At 38.4% G+C, this 16,094-nt stretch carries 13 protein-coding genes; 5 read left to right on the forward strand and 8 right to left on the reverse strand.

Translation table 11 applies throughout. The features are described 5' to 3' along the window. Nucleotides 1-57 precede the first annotated feature (57 nt). Nucleotides 58-1,794, reverse strand: coding sequence for a B12-binding domain-containing radical SAM protein (locus IEW76_RS17580; protein WP_188655735.1), 1,737 nt, complete (start codon nt 1,792-1,794; stop codon nt 58-60). 205 nt (nt 1,795-1,999) lie between these two features. Between IEW76_RS17580 and IEW76_RS17585 the strand changes: the two genes are divergently transcribed. The 3 genes from IEW76_RS17585 to IEW76_RS17595 are packed head-to-tail and all read left to right on the forward strand — an operon-like array spanning nt 2,000 to nt 5,816. Further along, nucleotides 2,000-3,487 (forward strand): phytoene desaturase family protein, encoded by a 1,488-nt coding sequence (locus IEW76_RS17585; protein WP_188655736.1) that lies wholly within the window; start codon nt 2,000-2,002, stop codon nt 3,485-3,487. Continuing rightward, entirely contained in the window at nt 3,484-4,971 is a 1,488-nt protein-coding gene (locus IEW76_RS17590) for a phytoene desaturase family protein (RefSeq protein WP_188655737.1), read from the forward strand. Before IEW76_RS17585 ends, IEW76_RS17590 begins: the two co-directional genes overlap by 4 nt. Continuing rightward, nucleotides 4,968-5,816, forward strand: a complete 849-nt coding sequence (locus IEW76_RS17595; RefSeq protein WP_188655738.1) for a phytoene/squalene synthase family protein — start codon at nt 4,968-4,970, stop codon at nt 5,814-5,816. The genes IEW76_RS17590 and IEW76_RS17595 overlap by 4 nt, the downstream gene beginning before the upstream one ends. A gap of 34 nt (nt 5,817-5,850) precedes the next feature. Here the strand turns inward: IEW76_RS17595 and IEW76_RS17600 are convergent, their stop codons facing one another. From IEW76_RS17600 to IEW76_RS17615, 4 genes are read right to left on the reverse strand one after another with little or no spacing between them, the layout of a single operon-like run. Continuing rightward, entirely contained in the window at nt 5,851-7,320 is a 1,470-nt protein-coding gene (locus IEW76_RS17600) for a phytoene desaturase family protein (protein WP_188655739.1), read from the reverse strand. After that, nucleotides 7,317-8,429 carry a glycosyltransferase family 2 protein gene (locus IEW76_RS17605; RefSeq protein ID WP_188655740.1) on the reverse strand — a complete coding sequence of 371 codons (1,113 nt, stop codon included), beginning with the start codon at nt 8,427-8,429 and terminating at the stop codon, nt 7,317-7,319. The genes IEW76_RS17600 and IEW76_RS17605 overlap by 4 nt, the downstream gene beginning before the upstream one ends. 14 nt (nt 8,430-8,443) lie before the next feature. Continuing rightward, nucleotides 8,444-9,100 carry a lysophospholipid acyltransferase family protein gene (locus IEW76_RS17610; protein ID WP_188655741.1) on the reverse strand — a complete coding sequence of 219 codons (657 nt, stop codon included), beginning with the start codon at nt 9,098-9,100 and terminating at the stop codon, nt 8,444-8,446. Further along, on the reverse strand, nt 9,097-9,843 hold the full coding sequence (locus IEW76_RS17615) for a carotenoid biosynthesis protein (RefSeq protein WP_188655742.1): 747 nt from the start codon (nt 9,841-9,843) through the stop codon (nt 9,097-9,099). The genes IEW76_RS17610 and IEW76_RS17615 overlap by 4 nt, the downstream gene beginning before the upstream one ends. A gap of 230 nt (nt 9,844-10,073) precedes the next feature. Here IEW76_RS17615 and IEW76_RS17620 point away from each other — a divergent pair, with 230 nt between their 5' ends. Both IEW76_RS17620 and IEW76_RS17625 read left to right on the forward strand, forming a co-directional pair. Continuing rightward, a complete protein-coding gene (locus IEW76_RS17620) occupies nt 10,074-11,765 on the forward strand; it encodes a sensor domain-containing protein (protein ID WP_188655743.1) in 1,692 nt (563 codons plus the stop codon). A 22-nt stretch (nt 11,766-11,787) separates the two neighbouring features. Further along, a complete protein-coding gene (locus IEW76_RS17625) occupies nt 11,788-12,321 on the forward strand; it encodes a hypothetical protein (RefSeq protein ID WP_188655744.1) in 534 nt (177 codons plus the stop codon). 18 nt (nt 12,322-12,339) lie between these two features. Here IEW76_RS17625 and IEW76_RS17630 read toward each other — a convergent pair whose 3' ends face one another. From IEW76_RS17630 to IEW76_RS17640, 3 genes are all read right to left on the reverse strand, one after another. Further along, entirely contained in the window at nt 12,340-12,852 is a 513-nt protein-coding gene (locus tag IEW76_RS17630; RefSeq protein WP_188655745.1) for a DoxX family protein, read from the reverse strand. 296 nt (nt 12,853-13,148) lie between these two features. Further along, nucleotides 13,149-14,327 carry a S1C family serine protease gene (locus IEW76_RS17635; protein WP_188655746.1) on the reverse strand — a complete coding sequence of 393 codons (1,179 nt, stop codon included), beginning with the start codon at nt 14,325-14,327 and terminating at the stop codon, nt 13,149-13,151. A gap of 23 nt (nt 14,328-14,350) precedes the next feature. Further along, nucleotides 14,351-15,313 carry a zinc ribbon domain-containing protein gene (locus IEW76_RS17640; RefSeq protein WP_188655747.1) on the reverse strand — a complete coding sequence of 321 codons (963 nt, stop codon included), beginning with the start codon at nt 15,311-15,313 and terminating at the stop codon, nt 14,351-14,353. Nucleotides 15,314-16,094 lie beyond the last annotated feature (781 nt).

Consider the following 16,094-nt stretch of genomic DNA (forward strand, 5'->3'; position numbering starts at 1 on the left):
TTTATGAGTTTCAACTTTACTAATCTCAAACCAATTTTCTAATAAACAACTGATTAGCTAGTTGCTTGAAGAGGCAAATGAGAAGGATACTTTTTGATCACTTGGACTGTATAAAGCCATTAATATATCAGGGGTCTCTTCAATCTCTCCTGTATTTAAATAATGCTGTACATTAAATGGAACAGCATCAATCATGGAATGCTTATGGAGGTCACGTTTGGTGTAGCCTTTTTTACCATAATTAAACTCATTCCATAATGAGTCATACATAGACTGTTTCTCCTGTTTACTCCACTGATCACTGTGCCAAGTAGTCCTTGGTTTCTGTTTGAAGTTCCCGTAGTAATCCAAGTTCATTAAACCTTTGATGATGGCTAAGTGCTGCGGAGCTACTTCTTGTAAGAATTGGTATAGACGTCTGAATAAATCAGTTAATTGATGACCAATCTTGTCCCAGTTCTGAAGGTGCCAGTATTCACCAAAGGATTGGAAGAAATCAAATGGACTTTCAAATACTTCTTTTGTAAGGTAATCAACAGTATGATCCATGAAGTGCTTATTCCAGTATTTCTCTAGAATATCTTCAACCCGTTTAATCGCTGTTACTTCTGAAAACGATAATACATGGTTTGAAAGCATCTCATACGGGGCGTTATCCATAAATTGATACCCCCAATTATGAGCTTCGTTTCGTAATCCGGTGCCTCTCAGCATTTTCAAGAAACCCAATTGTAGTTCTTCTGGCTTCATAGTGAATACATCGTTGAAGGTTTGTTTAAAGGAGGTATAGTCCTCCTCAGGTAAACCAGCAATAAGATCTAGGTGTTGAATAACTTTTCCACCTTCTTTAACCATTGTAATTGTTCGTTTTAGTTTCTTGAAATTTTGTTTACGCTGTATTAACTCATTTGTTCGGTCATTCGTAGATTGAACCCCAATCTCAAATCGGAAGAGTCCAGCAGGAGCATTTTCATTAATGAATGTTAATACCTCAGGTCTCATAATATCTGCAGTAATTTCAAACTGAAAAACCGTGCCAGGTCGGTGGTGGTTAATGAGAAAGTCGAACATTTCAAGGGCATACTTTCGGTTTATATTAAATGTTCGATCTAAAAATTTTATAGTTGTTGCTCCATTGTCCATTAAGTAGGTGATTTCATCTTTCATTCGATCAATATCAAAGTATCGAACACCAAATTCAATAGATGAAAGGCAGAACTGACATGTATATGGACAGCCTCGGCTTGTTTCTACATAACTAATACGGTTTGATAATTCATCTTTATCTTCTTCGAACCGGAATGGAGAAGGGATTTCATTCAATGGGAATTTAGGAGCTGGACCTGTTTCCTTAATGGTCGTTCCGTTCTCTCTGTAAGTAAGGCCATATATAGAATGGAGCCTTTCTTTAGCTTCCAAGGCATCTAGTACTTTTTTAAAGGTTTGTTCACCCTCACCACGGACAATAACATCTACCTCAGGAATTCGCTCCATCCAATAGTTGCTATCGTAAGTTACCTCAGGTCCTCCAAGAACAATTGTTACATTTGGTAACACTTTTCTTAGTATTGATATAACTGGAATCGTTTCTTCTATATTCCATATGTAACAGCTGAACCCAACAACATCTGGATCTTCAGCATAGATCGCACTTGCAATGGATAGGGCTGGATCATTAATAGTGAACTCTTTTATAAGTACATTGTAATCAGGCTCAGCTGCTGCTTTTAAATATCGTATAGAAAGGGACGTATGAATATATTTGGCATTTAAAGTTGAGACCATTACTTTCATTACACGAACACTCCTTAAAATTTTCCTATTCAAATTTTACCATAATTGCCAATCAGAATGGAGAAAGTGTGAGAACTAACCTAATACTGTACAAGCGTTATAATAGAAGAAGCCTAACTTTTAAAGCGAGGCAGTTTAAAATTGCGGTCTGAGGGAATTGGTTGTATAATTAATGTACAATAAATGTATAACGGTGGGTGAGAATATGAAGAAAGTGGCCGTAATTGGTGCCGGACCAGGTGGATTAGCCTCAGCTATGTTGCTAGCAGCCAAAGGATATGATGTACAGGTGTTTGAAAAAAACAGTGTCGTCGGGGGAAGAAACGCGAAATTAACATTAGGAGAATATCAATTTGATGTAGGTCCTACGTTTTTCAGTATGCCACATATATTAGAAGAGTTATTCGAAGCAGCTGGTCGAGATCTTCATGATTATATGGATTTGATCGAGCTTGATCCTATGTATGACCTTATATTTGAAGATCAGAAGGTTACCATGTATAGGGACCCTGAGCGAATGACTTCGGAATTAAGTGAGCAATTCCCTGGCAGTGAAGAGGGATATCATCGGTTTATGAATGAGACTAGAAAACGCATGAACGCATTAATGCCCATGCTTCAAAACCGGCACCATCGACTCATAGATTACGTGCGACCTAGAACGTTAAAAGCGCTTCCTTATTTAGCTTTAGGCAAGTCTCTTCATGGGGTGCTATCTCAATATTTTAAAGATGAACGGTTAAAACTCGCTTTCACATTTCAAGCGAAATACTTAGGAATGTCTCCATGGGAGTGCCCGGGTGCATTTTCAATACTTTCTTATATGGAGCATGAATATGGAGTGTTTCACCCTGTTGGAGGCGTGAATCAAATCTCGAATTCTATGGCAAGAGTCGTACAAGAATATGGCGGTCAAATTCATTTAAATAGAGGCGTATCAAAGTTGCTAACGAACGGAAAAACCGTAACGGGAGTAAAACTTGAAGATGGAGAAGAAATTCAAGCAGATGAGGTCATCGTGAATGCAGACTTTGCTCAAGCAATGGATCAGCTGGTGGATCAATCCAACTTAAAGAAATATAAAAGTGAAAAGCTCGAAAAGAAAAAATACAGTTGCTCAACGTTTATGATGTACCTAGGAATTGATGGAGAGATCGACCTACCGCATCACAGCATAATCTTTTCTGATGATTACAGAAAGAACGTGGAAGAGGTCACCAAATCTCTTGATCTATCAGAAGACCCATCCATATACGTTCACAACGCCTCCATTACAGATCCAACATTAGCTCCTAAGGGGAAGACAGCCCTTTATGTGTTAGCACCTGTCCCAAATAATTTCTCAGAGATTGACTGGGAACAAGAAAAGGGAACATTCAGAAATCTCGTTTTGGATGTGTTAAAAGATAAAGGCGGTATTACCATTTCAGAAGACCAGATTGAGGAAGAGAAGATCTTAACACCAAAAGGGTGGGAACAAGATTACAACGTCTACCGCGGAGCAACGTTTAATTTAGGTCATCAGTTATCCCAGATGATGTATTTCCGACCGCACAATCGCTTTAATGAATTAGATCATTGCTGGATTGTTGGAGGGGGGACTCATCCTGGGAGCGGGTTGCCTACAATATTAGAATCTGCTCGTATTACAGCGAATTGGTTATCAGAAAAAGGGGAGGTGAAGCAAGCATGAAGCGAAAGATAGGTATTGTAGGAGGAGGAGTAGGAGGTCTTGTAACAGCTCTTTTACTTTCTAAAGACGAACGCTATGATATTACCGTATACGAACAAAAAGATCACTTTGGGGGCCGCCTCCAATTTGTTGAGCATGAGGGATATAAAGTAGATGAAGGTCCTACGATTGTTCTCTTGCCTGAAATGCTTCTCTCAATCCTTGAAGAAGGTGGCTTAACAAGAGAAGAAATTCCTTTAGTTGCTTGTGACCCTTTATATTCTGTTGATTATACAAATGGTGAACAAATGCTTAAATTCCGTGATATTCAAAGGCAAAAAGAAGAGATTGAACGGCTTTTCCCTGGTGATGGAGAAGGTTTTGAGCGTTTTATCCAAGATATGAAGTGGAGATTCCACATGGGACAGCAACATTTCCTTGAACAACAATTTGTGAAGAAGCGTCAATTCTTTACACCCAAAAACATTCAGATGCTCGTAAAACTTAGAGCGTATCAACATGTAAAGAAAATGATGAAAACTTATTTTAAAAGTGAACAGCTTCAAAATACCTACGCTCTCCAGACCCTTTATATCGGAGGTCATCCCGGAGAATCTCCTGCGTTGTACTCTCTTGTTTCTTACAGCGAACATGAACATGGGATATGGTATTTAAAAGGTGGATATGCTAGTTTAGTAGACATCTTGCTTCAAAAATTGTCAGAGCGAGGTGTTACATTACACGCGAATAGCTCAGTAGAACATATTGGAGTACAAAATAATCATTGTGATGGAATAGTTGTAAATGGAAAATGGGAATCTTTTGATGATGTTGTATTAAATGGTGACTTTCCAATTATGGATAACCTCTTGCCGAAAGAGAAAAAGCTTAATCGTACCTACACACCGTCCTCTGGTTGTTTCTTAGTTTATATGGGATTAGATCGTAACTATGATCAACCTTCCATTCACAAATTCATTATGAGCGATGATTTCGACCAGCACATGTCTGATGTATTCCAACATAAGAAGTTGCCAGATGATCCGTCTATCTATACCTTTCACCCTTCCTTAGTAGATGATTCCCTCGCACCTGAGGGGAAAGGGGTATTGTATACACTAGTACCTGTTCCTTCTGGAGAAGAATTAGACTGGGACAATAATAAAGAATCGTTTACTGAGAAGATATTAGATCTACTTGAAGCTAGAGGATACGAAGGATTGCGTGATCATATCGAATGGATTAAGGTAAAAACGCCACAAGAGTCGATGAGGGAAGGGTTATTCGGCGGAGGCAGCTTTGGAATTGCACCTACACTATTCCAATCAGGCGTTTTTCGTCCTCAGCTTAAACCTTATGAAGTGGACAATGTATATGCAGTAGGCGCATCCATTCATCCAGGTGGTGGTGTTCCAATTGTCATGCAAGGAGCGAAACTCCTATCAGATTACCTAAAGGACCATCATATGGTATACTACAACGTAAGTGAGGTGGTCGAGGGTTGAGACAAATAAACGAAGCATATTCCTATTGTAAGAAGATTATAGAAACACATTCTAAAACGTTCTCAAAAGCCTTCTCTTTGTTGCCAAAAAAGCAAAAAAGAGCCGTATGGGCGATCTACGCTTTTTGTCGTAAAGTTGACGACATTGTAGATGAGGGAAGTTCACCTAAATCAGAACTAGATGAATTTGAGAGGAACTTTCACAACTTTTTAGAGGGTGAAATACCGGGAAATGATCCTATGTGGATTGCGTTAGCGGATGTTTTTTCTTCATTTTCTATGGACTCTGTCTATTTCCAAGAAATGATAGATGGACAGCGAAAAGACATTGATTCTCATGTAGTAGAGACAGAAGAGGAACTGCTTCTTTATTGTTATCAAGTAGCGAGTACAGTTGGACTTATGTTGCTACCTGTCTTAGCACCAGGGAAAGAAGCTGAGCTAAGGCAAAGTGCTATTGATCTTGGTAAAGGAATGCAGTTAACAAATATATTAAGAGATGTAGGAGAGGATATCGAAAGAGAGCGAATCTATATCCCTAAGACACTCTTAGATACTTATGGCTATTCCTATGAGCAATTACGTAACCATGAACGAAACGAAGCCTTTATACAATTATGGGAGGACTTAGCCGTTAAGGCTGAAAAGTATTATGACTCATCGCTGATGAGCATTCATGAATACCCCCTATATTCTAGGACACCGGTAAAAGGTGCTGCTTACCTTTACAGAGCAATATTGCCGTCGATTAGAGATAATCAGTATCAAGTCTTTAATGAACGTAATTTTGTTAGTGATCAAGTGAAAAAAAACATATTATCAGATATCCAATTAATGAAGGCGTAAACCACAATGTGGTTTACGCCTTCCGCTGTTATTCTTAACTTTGTTTATTATGAATCTCTCTTGCCACATTACGACCGCTTAGTACGACCATAGGACTTCCGCCCCCTGGATGGGTGCTGCCGCCTGCAAACCAAACGTTTTCAAGGTCCTGTGAACGATTGAAAGGTCGGAGGAAGGCGTCTAGCTTCTTATTAGCTGCAGGGCCGTAAATAGACCCCCTAAAAGCCCCGAAATCGATTCGTATATCTTCAGGTGTATAAATTTGCTCAACCTTTACTTTGTCTTTTATTGAAATGCCAAAGCGCTCTAGTTTGTTATAAATAACTTGTTTGTACTCTTGAGGATCGATTGGCTCTCGGTCTTTACTGGTTGCTGGGGCATTTACTAAAATGAAACAATTATCTCCATCAGGAGAGACAGTTGAATCACTCTTTGAGGAGGTGCAAATGTAAACGGTTGGGTCATCCGCATACTCCCCGTTTTGAAGTTGTGTAAATTCCTTTTTATAATTTGTAGAGAAGAAGAGGTGATGGTGGTGGAGTTGGTCTATTTTTCCTTCAAGACCTGCTAGAATAACGAATCCTGAAATGGAAGGTTCGTAACCTCTTACTTTCTTGTTGGAAAAATTTGGACGATCTTGTTCGTCCACAAGGTCAGGATACGCTTTTAATAAATCTCCATTTATCACAACCTCATCAGCTTCGACTACCTGCCCGGACTCCAAGTGAAGTCCATTTGCTCTTCCTTTTGAAGTGATGATTTTCTTAACCTTTGAATGGTTATATAACTCTACGCCTATATGTTTAGCCGCTTTTACCAGGACCTCCGCAATTTTTGAATTACCACCTGGTACGTAATAAACCCCATCAGTAAGCTCCAAGTGAGCAATCATTGCAAATGTTGCAGGTGCAACATATGGATTTGAGCCAATATAAGTTGCATACCGATCGAGTGCCTGAATAGTTTTCGGATTTTCGAAGTATGTATGGAAGAAATCGTGCATCGTTTGGTTTGGTCGTACTTGTAAAAATGCTCTTCCTAATGATGGAGATAAGTAATCTTTCCAACTATTAAAGGTACGGTGTAAAAAATGTTTATGGGATAATTGATACAACGATTCAATCTTCTTTAGGAACTCATCATATCGAATAGCCCCTTTAGGGTCTAGTTTTTTTAGTTGATTTTTCATGAAAGTAGTAGAGGAAGAGAAATCTAAAACGAACCCATCAGGGAATGCATTCCGTGTATGGTGTTCAATTTTTTCAAAAGCGATGTACTCTTCAGGATCTAATCCGGCTTTACGAATCGTTTCTAAGAAGACCTGAGGCATAGTAATGGTATTAGGGCCAAAATCAAAATGGTAGCGATCGATCTCTATAGATTTCATCTTTCCTCCAAAATGTTCGTTTTTCTCAAATACTTTTACGTGATGACCATCCGCAGCCAGATGGATAGCAGCTGATAGACCACCTAAGCCTCCTCCTACGATGACAATATTTTTCATGAGTAAGACCTTCCTTTCCATGTGTAAGCTTTTCCTTTAATTGATGTGTACATAGAACGAGTTAAGACGAACACAAAGAGTAGAGCAGAGAAGGGCATGAAAAGAGAATATACTAAAGACGTCTTATTCTTGTAATCTACTAGTCCCTTCTGAAGCATACTAAGGATCAATGGAACCGAATAGAGAATTTGACCACTCGTTATACTGAATATGAATAAGGCTACAGGTACCATATACAATAAAATGTACCAGGTGATAAGTAATAGTGCTAGTCCAATAGATTTGTTAATACCAATAAAAATATTTTTCGTAAACCCTCCAATCGCTTCTTTCAGAGATTCATACATATAACAACTGACAGATGAAGAAATGTTCATAAGTTTCATCGTATGTCCGTTCTTCTTGGTTTCGCGAGCTAAGTGGACATCTTCTAAAAGGGAAGAAGAGACAGCTTCATGCCCTCCAATTGCATCGTATGCTTTTCTTGTAAAACCGATGAAACCTCCACAAGCTGCAGTGAAGGAAGGGTGATTGGTTGTGTTCGCTATGGATATTGGAAGATGGGCGTACACAACAAAGTGTTGTAGGGTTACAAGGAATTGAGATAAGTGGCTTCTATCAGCATAATGAGGGAATCCACTAATCATTCCGGCTTGTTCCTTATCAAATGTAGCGACGGTTCTTTCAATCGTGTCAGGTGCTAAACGCACATCTGCATCAATAAACAGAAGAAGATCGCCTTGTGCTTGTTTACTGAGTTGGTGACAAGCGTGAACTTTCCCGTTCCATCCTTTTGGTAGGGATTGCCCTGTGATAAGAGTGAAACGCTTATCATCTATGATTGCTTCATGTGTAAGCTTCTTCGTCTCGTCTGTTGATTGATCATCCAATAAAATGCACTCAAATGATGGATAAGTTAATGATTGTAAGGACTGAACGAGTTCTTGAATATTTCGCTCTTCGTTCCTCATAGGAATCAATAAAGAAACAGTTGGATAGGAAGCATCGCGTGAAGGATTAGCTAATGGTTTTATAAAGGTACTGTTTAATAGAATCCACAGGAGGCAGAAGGCTTCTAGGCCGATAAGTCCCCATAAGTAAATTGACATATATATGGCCTCCTTTAGAAAAGTTTATAGAAAGAATTCTTCTCTATCACTTGTTTCTTTAAATGATCTAATTGATCTGTGCATGCGTCCTCTAGGTATTGTGTACGAGTATGTCTGTCGTTATTTGGGTTAACTCCTGGCAAAAGGTCTTGACCGATACTGACATAAATATTTGGCTTTCTCTGCTGTTCAAACACATAAAAAAGTGAGACAGGGATAACTTGTATCTGATCGCTTTTTTCAATGATATAAGAGGCTCCCGTCTGGAATTGCAATGGTCTCTGTTCCAACGGACGCTCATCTCCTTGGGGGAAAATCCAGACGGCTTTCCCCTCGTTAATACGATCTTTAGCGTAATTTAAAGAGGCGATAATATCCTTTGGATTTGATCGATTTATGGAAAATGTTCCAATCCTTCTGAATATCGGGAATGACTTTAATCCTTCTTCATGCATCATGCCATATCCATTCGCTTTGAATAGGTGTTTGTTTAAAAGAAAAATAATTAGTGGATCCCACCATGTACTATGATTAACAAGAAACAGGGTATGTTTCGTTGAATTTGGAAGCGTCCCTCTATAAAATAGGTTATTAAATTGAGATTTGAACATTCGTTTCAATACAAGATGAAATCCCCATTCCCAAAAAGGGCTTTTGTTTGCTGGTATCATAGTAATCTCCTTTTTTGTATGTAAAGTTTGGTGGTAATAACCATAATAGTCCCTACTAAAATTGCTGCAAGCCATAGGTTTCCAATAATGGCAAGCCAGACAAACATCCCTTGTACGCCCTCAAATACAAGGAACATGCGAATCCCCCATTGAGGATCTGATTGGCTTTTTCGGATCACTGCATATCCCACCAAGTGGAAGAATAAGCTCAAGAAAAACCAACCTGTAAAATTTGAAAAAGGGATGCTATAATACATGCCCGGTTCATCCCAGATCCAATACTCTTTTACATGGTAAGCAACAGGATCTAAAATAAGGTCAATAGATACCGCAAGGACACTTCCAATTAATAAGAAAGAAATAAAGAAATAGTTCCCTTGTGGAGATAGAACTCTAGCAATTTCATGTGAACCAGCAATCACCATTAGCCATGCAAAGCCAATCGATATAGGAACCCCACTAACCATTGGTCCAAAATCTTGTTCATAATGATAACTCCCAAACCACAAATTATACTGAACCCCGTAATGTTCAACTGCGATAGAAAAAATAACAATAAATAAGCTATATAAGGAGCCAATCGTGACACCAAAACGTTTGACAAAGTAAATCCCACCTATGAATCCAGCCACAATTAAGAATACAGCATTAGCCCATTCGAGTGCTGGGGGAATTAAATCAAAGGTGAGTAGGACGAACCCACAAACGTACCAAAATACAAAAAAACGAAATACCCAAACCAAATCTTTTCCTCCTTTTCAACCTAAACACTTCATGATTGTTTATTTATAACATATACATGATATAGGTATGTTTATTTGATTGTATTATAAAAGACTGGCTCTGTAGAATAATTATGCTTTCTAATAATCTGGGAGTGATCAAGCTATTGTCTATCAGCCTTGACTAGAATTATGATACTATTAATGTGAGACTTTCAAAGAAAAAGGATTGAATAGAGCGAGGGATTTGCATGGAAAAATTCCTTCAAAACTTTCACACTGCTCAGCTTGAGACACTTAGGCAACTTGCTGAAGTCCTAACAGACGGTGTATTTATTATGAAAGTAAAAAGGAAGGAAACACAACAACAGTATCTCTACGAATATATGAATGAAGCGGCTATGGACATAGCCAGACTTTCACCCTTTTACATAGGCTCTTCCATTCAAGATTGTATGAATGAAGAAGACGCGAATTTTTTGCAAATGAAATACGATCAAGCCTTTACTACCCATACATTTGTTACCTATTCAGATTACGTTATCTTACCAAATGGACAATTCAAGGCGGAAACTTTCTTATATCCAATCCACGATAATGAGAATACTCTTACCCATATTATTGGAATCACGAGGAATTTGAGTCATTTGTCGATCAAGACGAGTGAGGTTAGACATGTAGATCGTTTATTTCGATCTTATATTGATAACACTGAGGAAGCATTAGTCATGTTTGATATGAATCAACATATTCTAAACGTAAACCATGCTTTTTACCAAATGTTTGGTTTTAGCAAAGAGGAATTATTAAACGTGAAACTAGAAAATTTACAACCACAGCTAACGAAATCTGTTCGATCTCATTTCAATCTGTTAAATGAGGGGGAAAATATTTCTCGATTTTCTTCAAAATGGAAGAGAAAAGATGGATCATCTGTGTGGATCTCTACAAACTTCACAACACTACCAAATGAGTCCGGTGATCAAGTAGCCGTAGTAGCATTCATACAAGATATTACGAAGGAAAAGATGGCAAAGCAAGCACTTGAAGAATCTCAGGAGCGGTACCGGTTAATTGCAAATAACACCCAAGATCTGATTCAACTCTTAGACCGTGATGGTACGATTACTTATGCATCTCCTTCACACGAAATTGTACTTGGCATTGGGCCATTTCGTATGATCGGAGATAACTTATATAATTATGTATACTTAGAAGAACGAGAAGATGTAAAGTCAGCTATCAATGACTCTATACAATCTAAAAAAGGGGAACGAATTGAATATCGAATGCCCCGATCTTCCTCGAATGAATTAATCTGGATGGAGGCAAATGTAAAACCAGTTTCTGATGAAGAGGGGAATGTAGCAAAACTCATCTTCACCGCTAGAGATATTACGAAGAGAAAAGAAGCTGAACGATCATTAAAAGAAATGGCTTATACTGATTATTTAACTGGTTTAACGAACAGAAGAGTATTTGAAGAATTCCTTCATAAAGCAATGGCTCGTGTGAAACGCTCTGATGATTATCAATTTGGGCTTATGTATTTAGATGGAAATGAATTTAAGAAAGTGAATGATACGCTAGGCCATGATGTAGGAGATGAATTATTAGTTTCTTTATCTAATAGACTTCTATCAATAGTAAGAGAAGAGGATCTTGTCTCTCGAATCGGAGGCGATGAATTTGCTATCCTACTCCCCGATATTAAAAGTCAACAAGAGCTAGAAAAAATTGCTACTCGTGTGATGGATAAGATGAAAGAGCCTATCGCTGTTGAAGGTCAACTCATTCATTTCAGCTTTAGTATCGGCATTGCTATGGCCCCACTTGATGCAACAAGTGAAGCTGAACTGCTGAAGCGAGCGGATCAAGCTTTATACTCTGCTAAACAAAAGGGGAGTACCGGGTATATGTTCTCATCCTGGCTCAATAGTTAGTGATTATGAAGGGGGGAGGTTTATGGCTAGATATAAAGAAATAACAGTGGAGCATGATTTCTCATCTTCAGTTATTCTAAATGTCACCAATCAAGAGATAGATCTCACACCAGACCTTATCCTTAAAAGTGGAGAGCATCAAATCATTAGAGTTGAGGGAAAGAAGGGAGAATGTGAGCCACTATTTCACATTATCCATCCATTTAAGGAATGGAAAGCTGTGACGCTATTACCTATTCCCTTAAGGGAACCTCCTCCAGGGGAAACCTACTTTCAATTCCTTCATTTAAATCCTGCTACTCAACCTGTCTCTGTGAAAGCTAGGTATGGTGACGTTTTACATAGCAACCTTCAATACAAAACGGCTATAGAACCTATTTTATTATATACCCCGATGGATGTACCTCTAGATATAACGAAAAGTGAGGAAGCTAAAACCATTTCTCTTGAGGGTTATGTAACACGACCAAACGTTTACACAATAGGTATCTACGTTGGAGATGAGGCTTCTCCATACTGGATCGTGCATATAAGAGGCGCCAAGTCAACAAATTGACCTGGCGCCTCTTTTATATTAACGGTATGCTTCAGCAGTTTTGTGATGTAGTTTTTTGTCTACATTCTTGCGAAGGAAAGGGATTACGTAGCGATCTAATCCATACTTTCCAGCGTTGTATCCAGCAACAAGGATGAAGATAGTTAAGATAACCATTTGTGGGTTTGTGCTTGTTGTACCACTTAATAAGAAGGCGAAATTCATTGTGATACCCATAAGTGCAGAGAATGTAGTAAAGATACCTAGAATAAGAGCAGCCCCAACAAGAATTTCTCCCCACATAACAAGGAAAGTAAACAATCCGCTATTTGGAATAGCAATCGTATCTAGAAAAGCAGCCCACCAGCCTTGAACAGCAGGATGTTCACCACTTGCTTTTCCAACTGCCCCTTGTAAGAAACCGTTGGCGTCAAAACCTGGACCAGTTAATTTATGAATTCCTGCCATAAACCATGTGTAACCTAAATATACTCGAATAATAGTTAATAGTGCAGCTACAATGTTGTTCTCACGCAATACTTTGTTAAACATAAGAACCACTCCTTGGGTACAATAGAAGTACCATTCAAATTTTTTGGGTCACTCAGGATGTGCCGGCTAGTTGTGAGTGATGTTTTCTTTACACTTATAATATATCATCAAAACAGCTGAAATGAATCAGTTTGTGAATTGGTTCACAAACTGTTCAATGTTTTATGGCTAATGTGTGACAAGAAGGAGGCGTGAGTAACCTCTCCCTTATTAAGGATAGGGGTTAGGGAGGGAGAGAGTAGCAAAAAAGTAGAAAAGGAATTGTCCTTTTCTACGTTGAGGCTTGATGATTCATTTTATTTTGACGGGGATTGTTCCTTGCTTCCTTTCAATAACTTTAGTTGGTCATTTTCATAGCCAATTAAGAAGGTGACATTATAGGTTTTAATTATGCGATCCTGGCTTTCATTATCTTGATTATTTTCTTGAATTTTCTCATGAATGGTTTCTTTAGCTTCAAGGGTTACTTTGACCTGGTTACTTGCATTTACGTTAAGAGATAGATCAGACAAATCAATATCTATGGTATGAATGTATTGATCTCGGAATTCTTGGTAAGATTGTTTAGATTGCCATGTACTTCCAAGCATAGAGTAAGCACTAATGTAATCTCTCATGAGTAGACTCTCATGGAAGTAATGAACTAAATACTTAGCGTCTTCTTTTAATTGCGATTCGGTTAGGTTAGGGTTGTCTGAAAAGCTTTCATATGTCAGGTCTTTAGTATCGGCATCCTCAGACCACTTATCTAACTGGTCTTTAACGTTTTGCAACGGAAGACTAAAGCCAATTGATCCCTGTTCAGTTCCAGCTGAGTTGATTGCGATGACTTTTCCGGTTTTTTGATGTATGAGCGGACCGCCGCTATTCCCGTGAGTTATGGGAGCAGAAATTTGGTAAGCATCATGATAGGTGAAGTCGTTAATAGTGAACTCCCGATCTGTTCCAGAAATCGTACCCATTGTGACGGTATTTTGTAACCCAAGTGGACTTCCTACTGCAATAATATCATCACCGATTTCACCTATTTCCTTTAAGTCCATATTCATAGGTGTTCGGTTTGAAAGTTGAGGAACACGCAAAAGGGCAATATCGTCTTCTTTACCAACTCCAATCACAGCAGCAGGATGCATTCTGGCGTCTGTAGTCTTAATGAAAACAGAGTCATACCCTTTAACTACATGAGCATTCGTTACAACGTCTCCTTTTTCGTTAAAAACAAAGCCTGAACCGATGCTTGATTCCGTTTCATCTGACGCTTCGATTTGGACGACACTTTTTTCAGCTTCGTGAATGAGTGTCTTTAAATCAATTTGCCTTGACTGTTCACTGCCGGTGACTTCCTGAGCCAGTGCACTTGGCTTTTTTATAGGATCTTTATATGTTGTTTTATAAATGGAAATGATGGCTATAGCTGTAATCGCAATAATGAGAATGGTAAAGGTTATTGGAAGTCCTTTGTTGTTTTTTTCCATAATAATATCATCCTTATTCTGTGTTAATTTAAAAACCACTTCACTTTATTAATTTTTACCTTTAAAGCCTTGTGTACATCGTAGTGAGTGAATTCAAATTGCCCCACTTCGTCAGGATATAAAGTATCTGGATAGATAAAGACTTCATTTGTTCCGACTACCATTCCATTTTTATTTAATAAATTGTAAGAGAGGGAGACGGATGTGATCGGAACAGTCGCTACACTATTAATTTTCCCTCTTACAACCAGGTTGTTTTGTTTATTGAGGGTATTTTCGATTTTAACAATTTCGACAGCGTCATTTTTATTTTTTTTATGTTCTTCTTCCGCTGCAATCATAGCTTGTTCAATTCGATTTTGCTGAGCCGTTTCAAATGCTGCTTTCTCTTTCTCAATTGTTGTTTTTAAACTTTGAAGCTTCTGGCTTTCAGGTGCATAGCGAAGCCCTTCGTCAACATAGCTTCGAGCTATAGAGAATTGATTTTGTTTTAAAGCTTCGTTCGCATTAGAGAAAGCATGGGAGATAATTTGTTCTTGTATCGTTGTGGCCATGTCCTGAGCTTTCTCATTTTGAATAGATTCTATTTGCCACAAAACACTTTTTAAATTTGATATGGAGGAATCCTGATTAATGTTCGCTTTTATTTGAGCTACTTTCGCTTTATTTCGAATTGTAACAATATCTTCAATAAGCTTCTGGATTAACTCACCGTCCATGTTATTTAGTTTGGATTCAGCTTTTTCAATCTTCTTAAGAGCTTCTGGAAATTGCTCATTTGCTATGTAATACTTGGCATCTTGAAGGAGGGAATCTATTTGTATAGCTAGATCCATATACTGTTTATTCTGATGAGCTGCAGGGAATTTAAAAGTGAGTTCAACAGCATCCTCAAAGTAATTTGCAGCAGATTCATACTTTCCTTCTAATGCTAATTTCTCCCCTTTTTCTAACTTTTCTTCAGCTTTCGTAGATTGGTGATCCATGAACCAGTAAGAGCCGCCTGTAAAAGTAATGCAAAAAAGCAGAACAGACAAAGGGAGGATCCACCATGTGTTAAAGCTTTTCTTATATTCTTTAGTCCTTGTATGTATATCTTCAGGAACTGATTTTCCGCAAGAGACACAATAGATCTCATCGCTATTTATTCTTGTTCCGCAATAGGGACAATAAGCCATAGTTTCACCATCTTTCGAGCATCTAATGTTGATACTAGTAGTTTATCATAATCCTTTTGGAAGAAGCACCCATATTTTTGGGGGATAAATTATTAAGAAGAACATCAACATCAGCTAACGCACTTTGTTTTTAAAAAAGTAAATATTTTGTGGCATTTTCTGATAAAATACAAATGAACATACATATTAGGGGGTGGACGTAATGGGTGAAATGTTTCAAGTCGTGTTTGGGATTGTTTCCTTAGTGATCCTACTAGTAAATATTGGTTTTTGCATTTTTGATCATGGTTAAAATAAACAAGGCCCCTTCAATACAGAAGGGGCTTTTTTATTTAGATTTGTATTAGTTTAATTTTGTTTCCTTATAGTAAAGCTCTGTTAATGCTGATTTTCTTCCAAAAAAGGCGCCCTTATTTGGAACACTCGAAGCTGAGACACATTTGTGAAGATGGGTCCGTTACGCTTGTCGAGTGGTTGGGGTGTATGGGGAACGACTCGCTTTCCGCGGGCGAGCTGTCGAGCCTCCTCGTTCGCTAGCGCTCTCTGTGGGGTCTCGTCGACCTCTTTCTCCCGCAGGAGTCTCCCCGTT

This window comes from Pontibacillus salipaludis (assembly GCF_014642405.1).
In the GTDB taxonomy this organism is placed as follows: Bacteria; Bacillota; Bacilli; order Bacillales; family BH030062; genus Pontibacillus; species Pontibacillus salipaludis.

Bases quoted from the DNA above. Each gene is read 5' to 3' on its own strand.
- IEW76_RS17580 (WP_188655735.1), bottom strand. From the start codon at position 1,794: ATGAAAGTAATGGTCTCAACTTTAAATGCCAAATATATTCATACGTCC.
- IEW76_RS17585 (WP_188655736.1), top strand. From the start codon at position 2,000: ATGAAGAAAGTGGCCGTAATTGGTGCCGGACCAGGTGGATTAGCCTCA.
- IEW76_RS17590 (WP_188655737.1), top strand. From the start codon at position 3,484: ATGAAGCGAAAGATAGGTATTGTAGGAGGAGGAGTAGGAGGTCTTGTA.
- IEW76_RS17600 (WP_188655739.1), bottom strand. From the start codon at position 7,320: ATGAAAAATATTGTCATCGTAGGAGGAGGCTTAGGTGGTCTATCAGCT.
- IEW76_RS17605 (WP_188655740.1), bottom strand. From the start codon at position 8,429: ATGTCAATTTACTTATGGGGACTTATCGGCCTAGAAGCCTTCTGCCTC.
- IEW76_RS17610 (WP_188655741.1), bottom strand. From the start codon at position 9,100: ATGATACCAGCAAACAAAAGCCCTTTTTGGGAATGGGGATTTCATCTT.
- IEW76_RS17620 (WP_188655743.1), top strand. From the start codon at position 10,074: ATGGAAAAATTCCTTCAAAACTTTCACACTGCTCAGCTTGAGACACTT.
- IEW76_RS17625 (WP_188655744.1), top strand. From the start codon at position 11,788: ATGGCTAGATATAAAGAAATAACAGTGGAGCATGATTTCTCATCTTCA.
- IEW76_RS17630 (WP_188655745.1), bottom strand. From the start codon at position 12,852: ATGTTTAACAAAGTATTGCGTGAGAACAACATTGTAGCTGCACTATTA.
- IEW76_RS17635 (WP_188655746.1), bottom strand. From the start codon at position 14,327: ATGGAAAAAAACAACAAAGGACTTCCAATAACCTTTACCATTCTCATT.
- IEW76_RS17640 (WP_188655747.1), bottom strand. From the start codon at position 15,313: ATGGATCACCAATCTACGAAAGCTGAAGAAAAGTTAGAAAAAGGGGAG.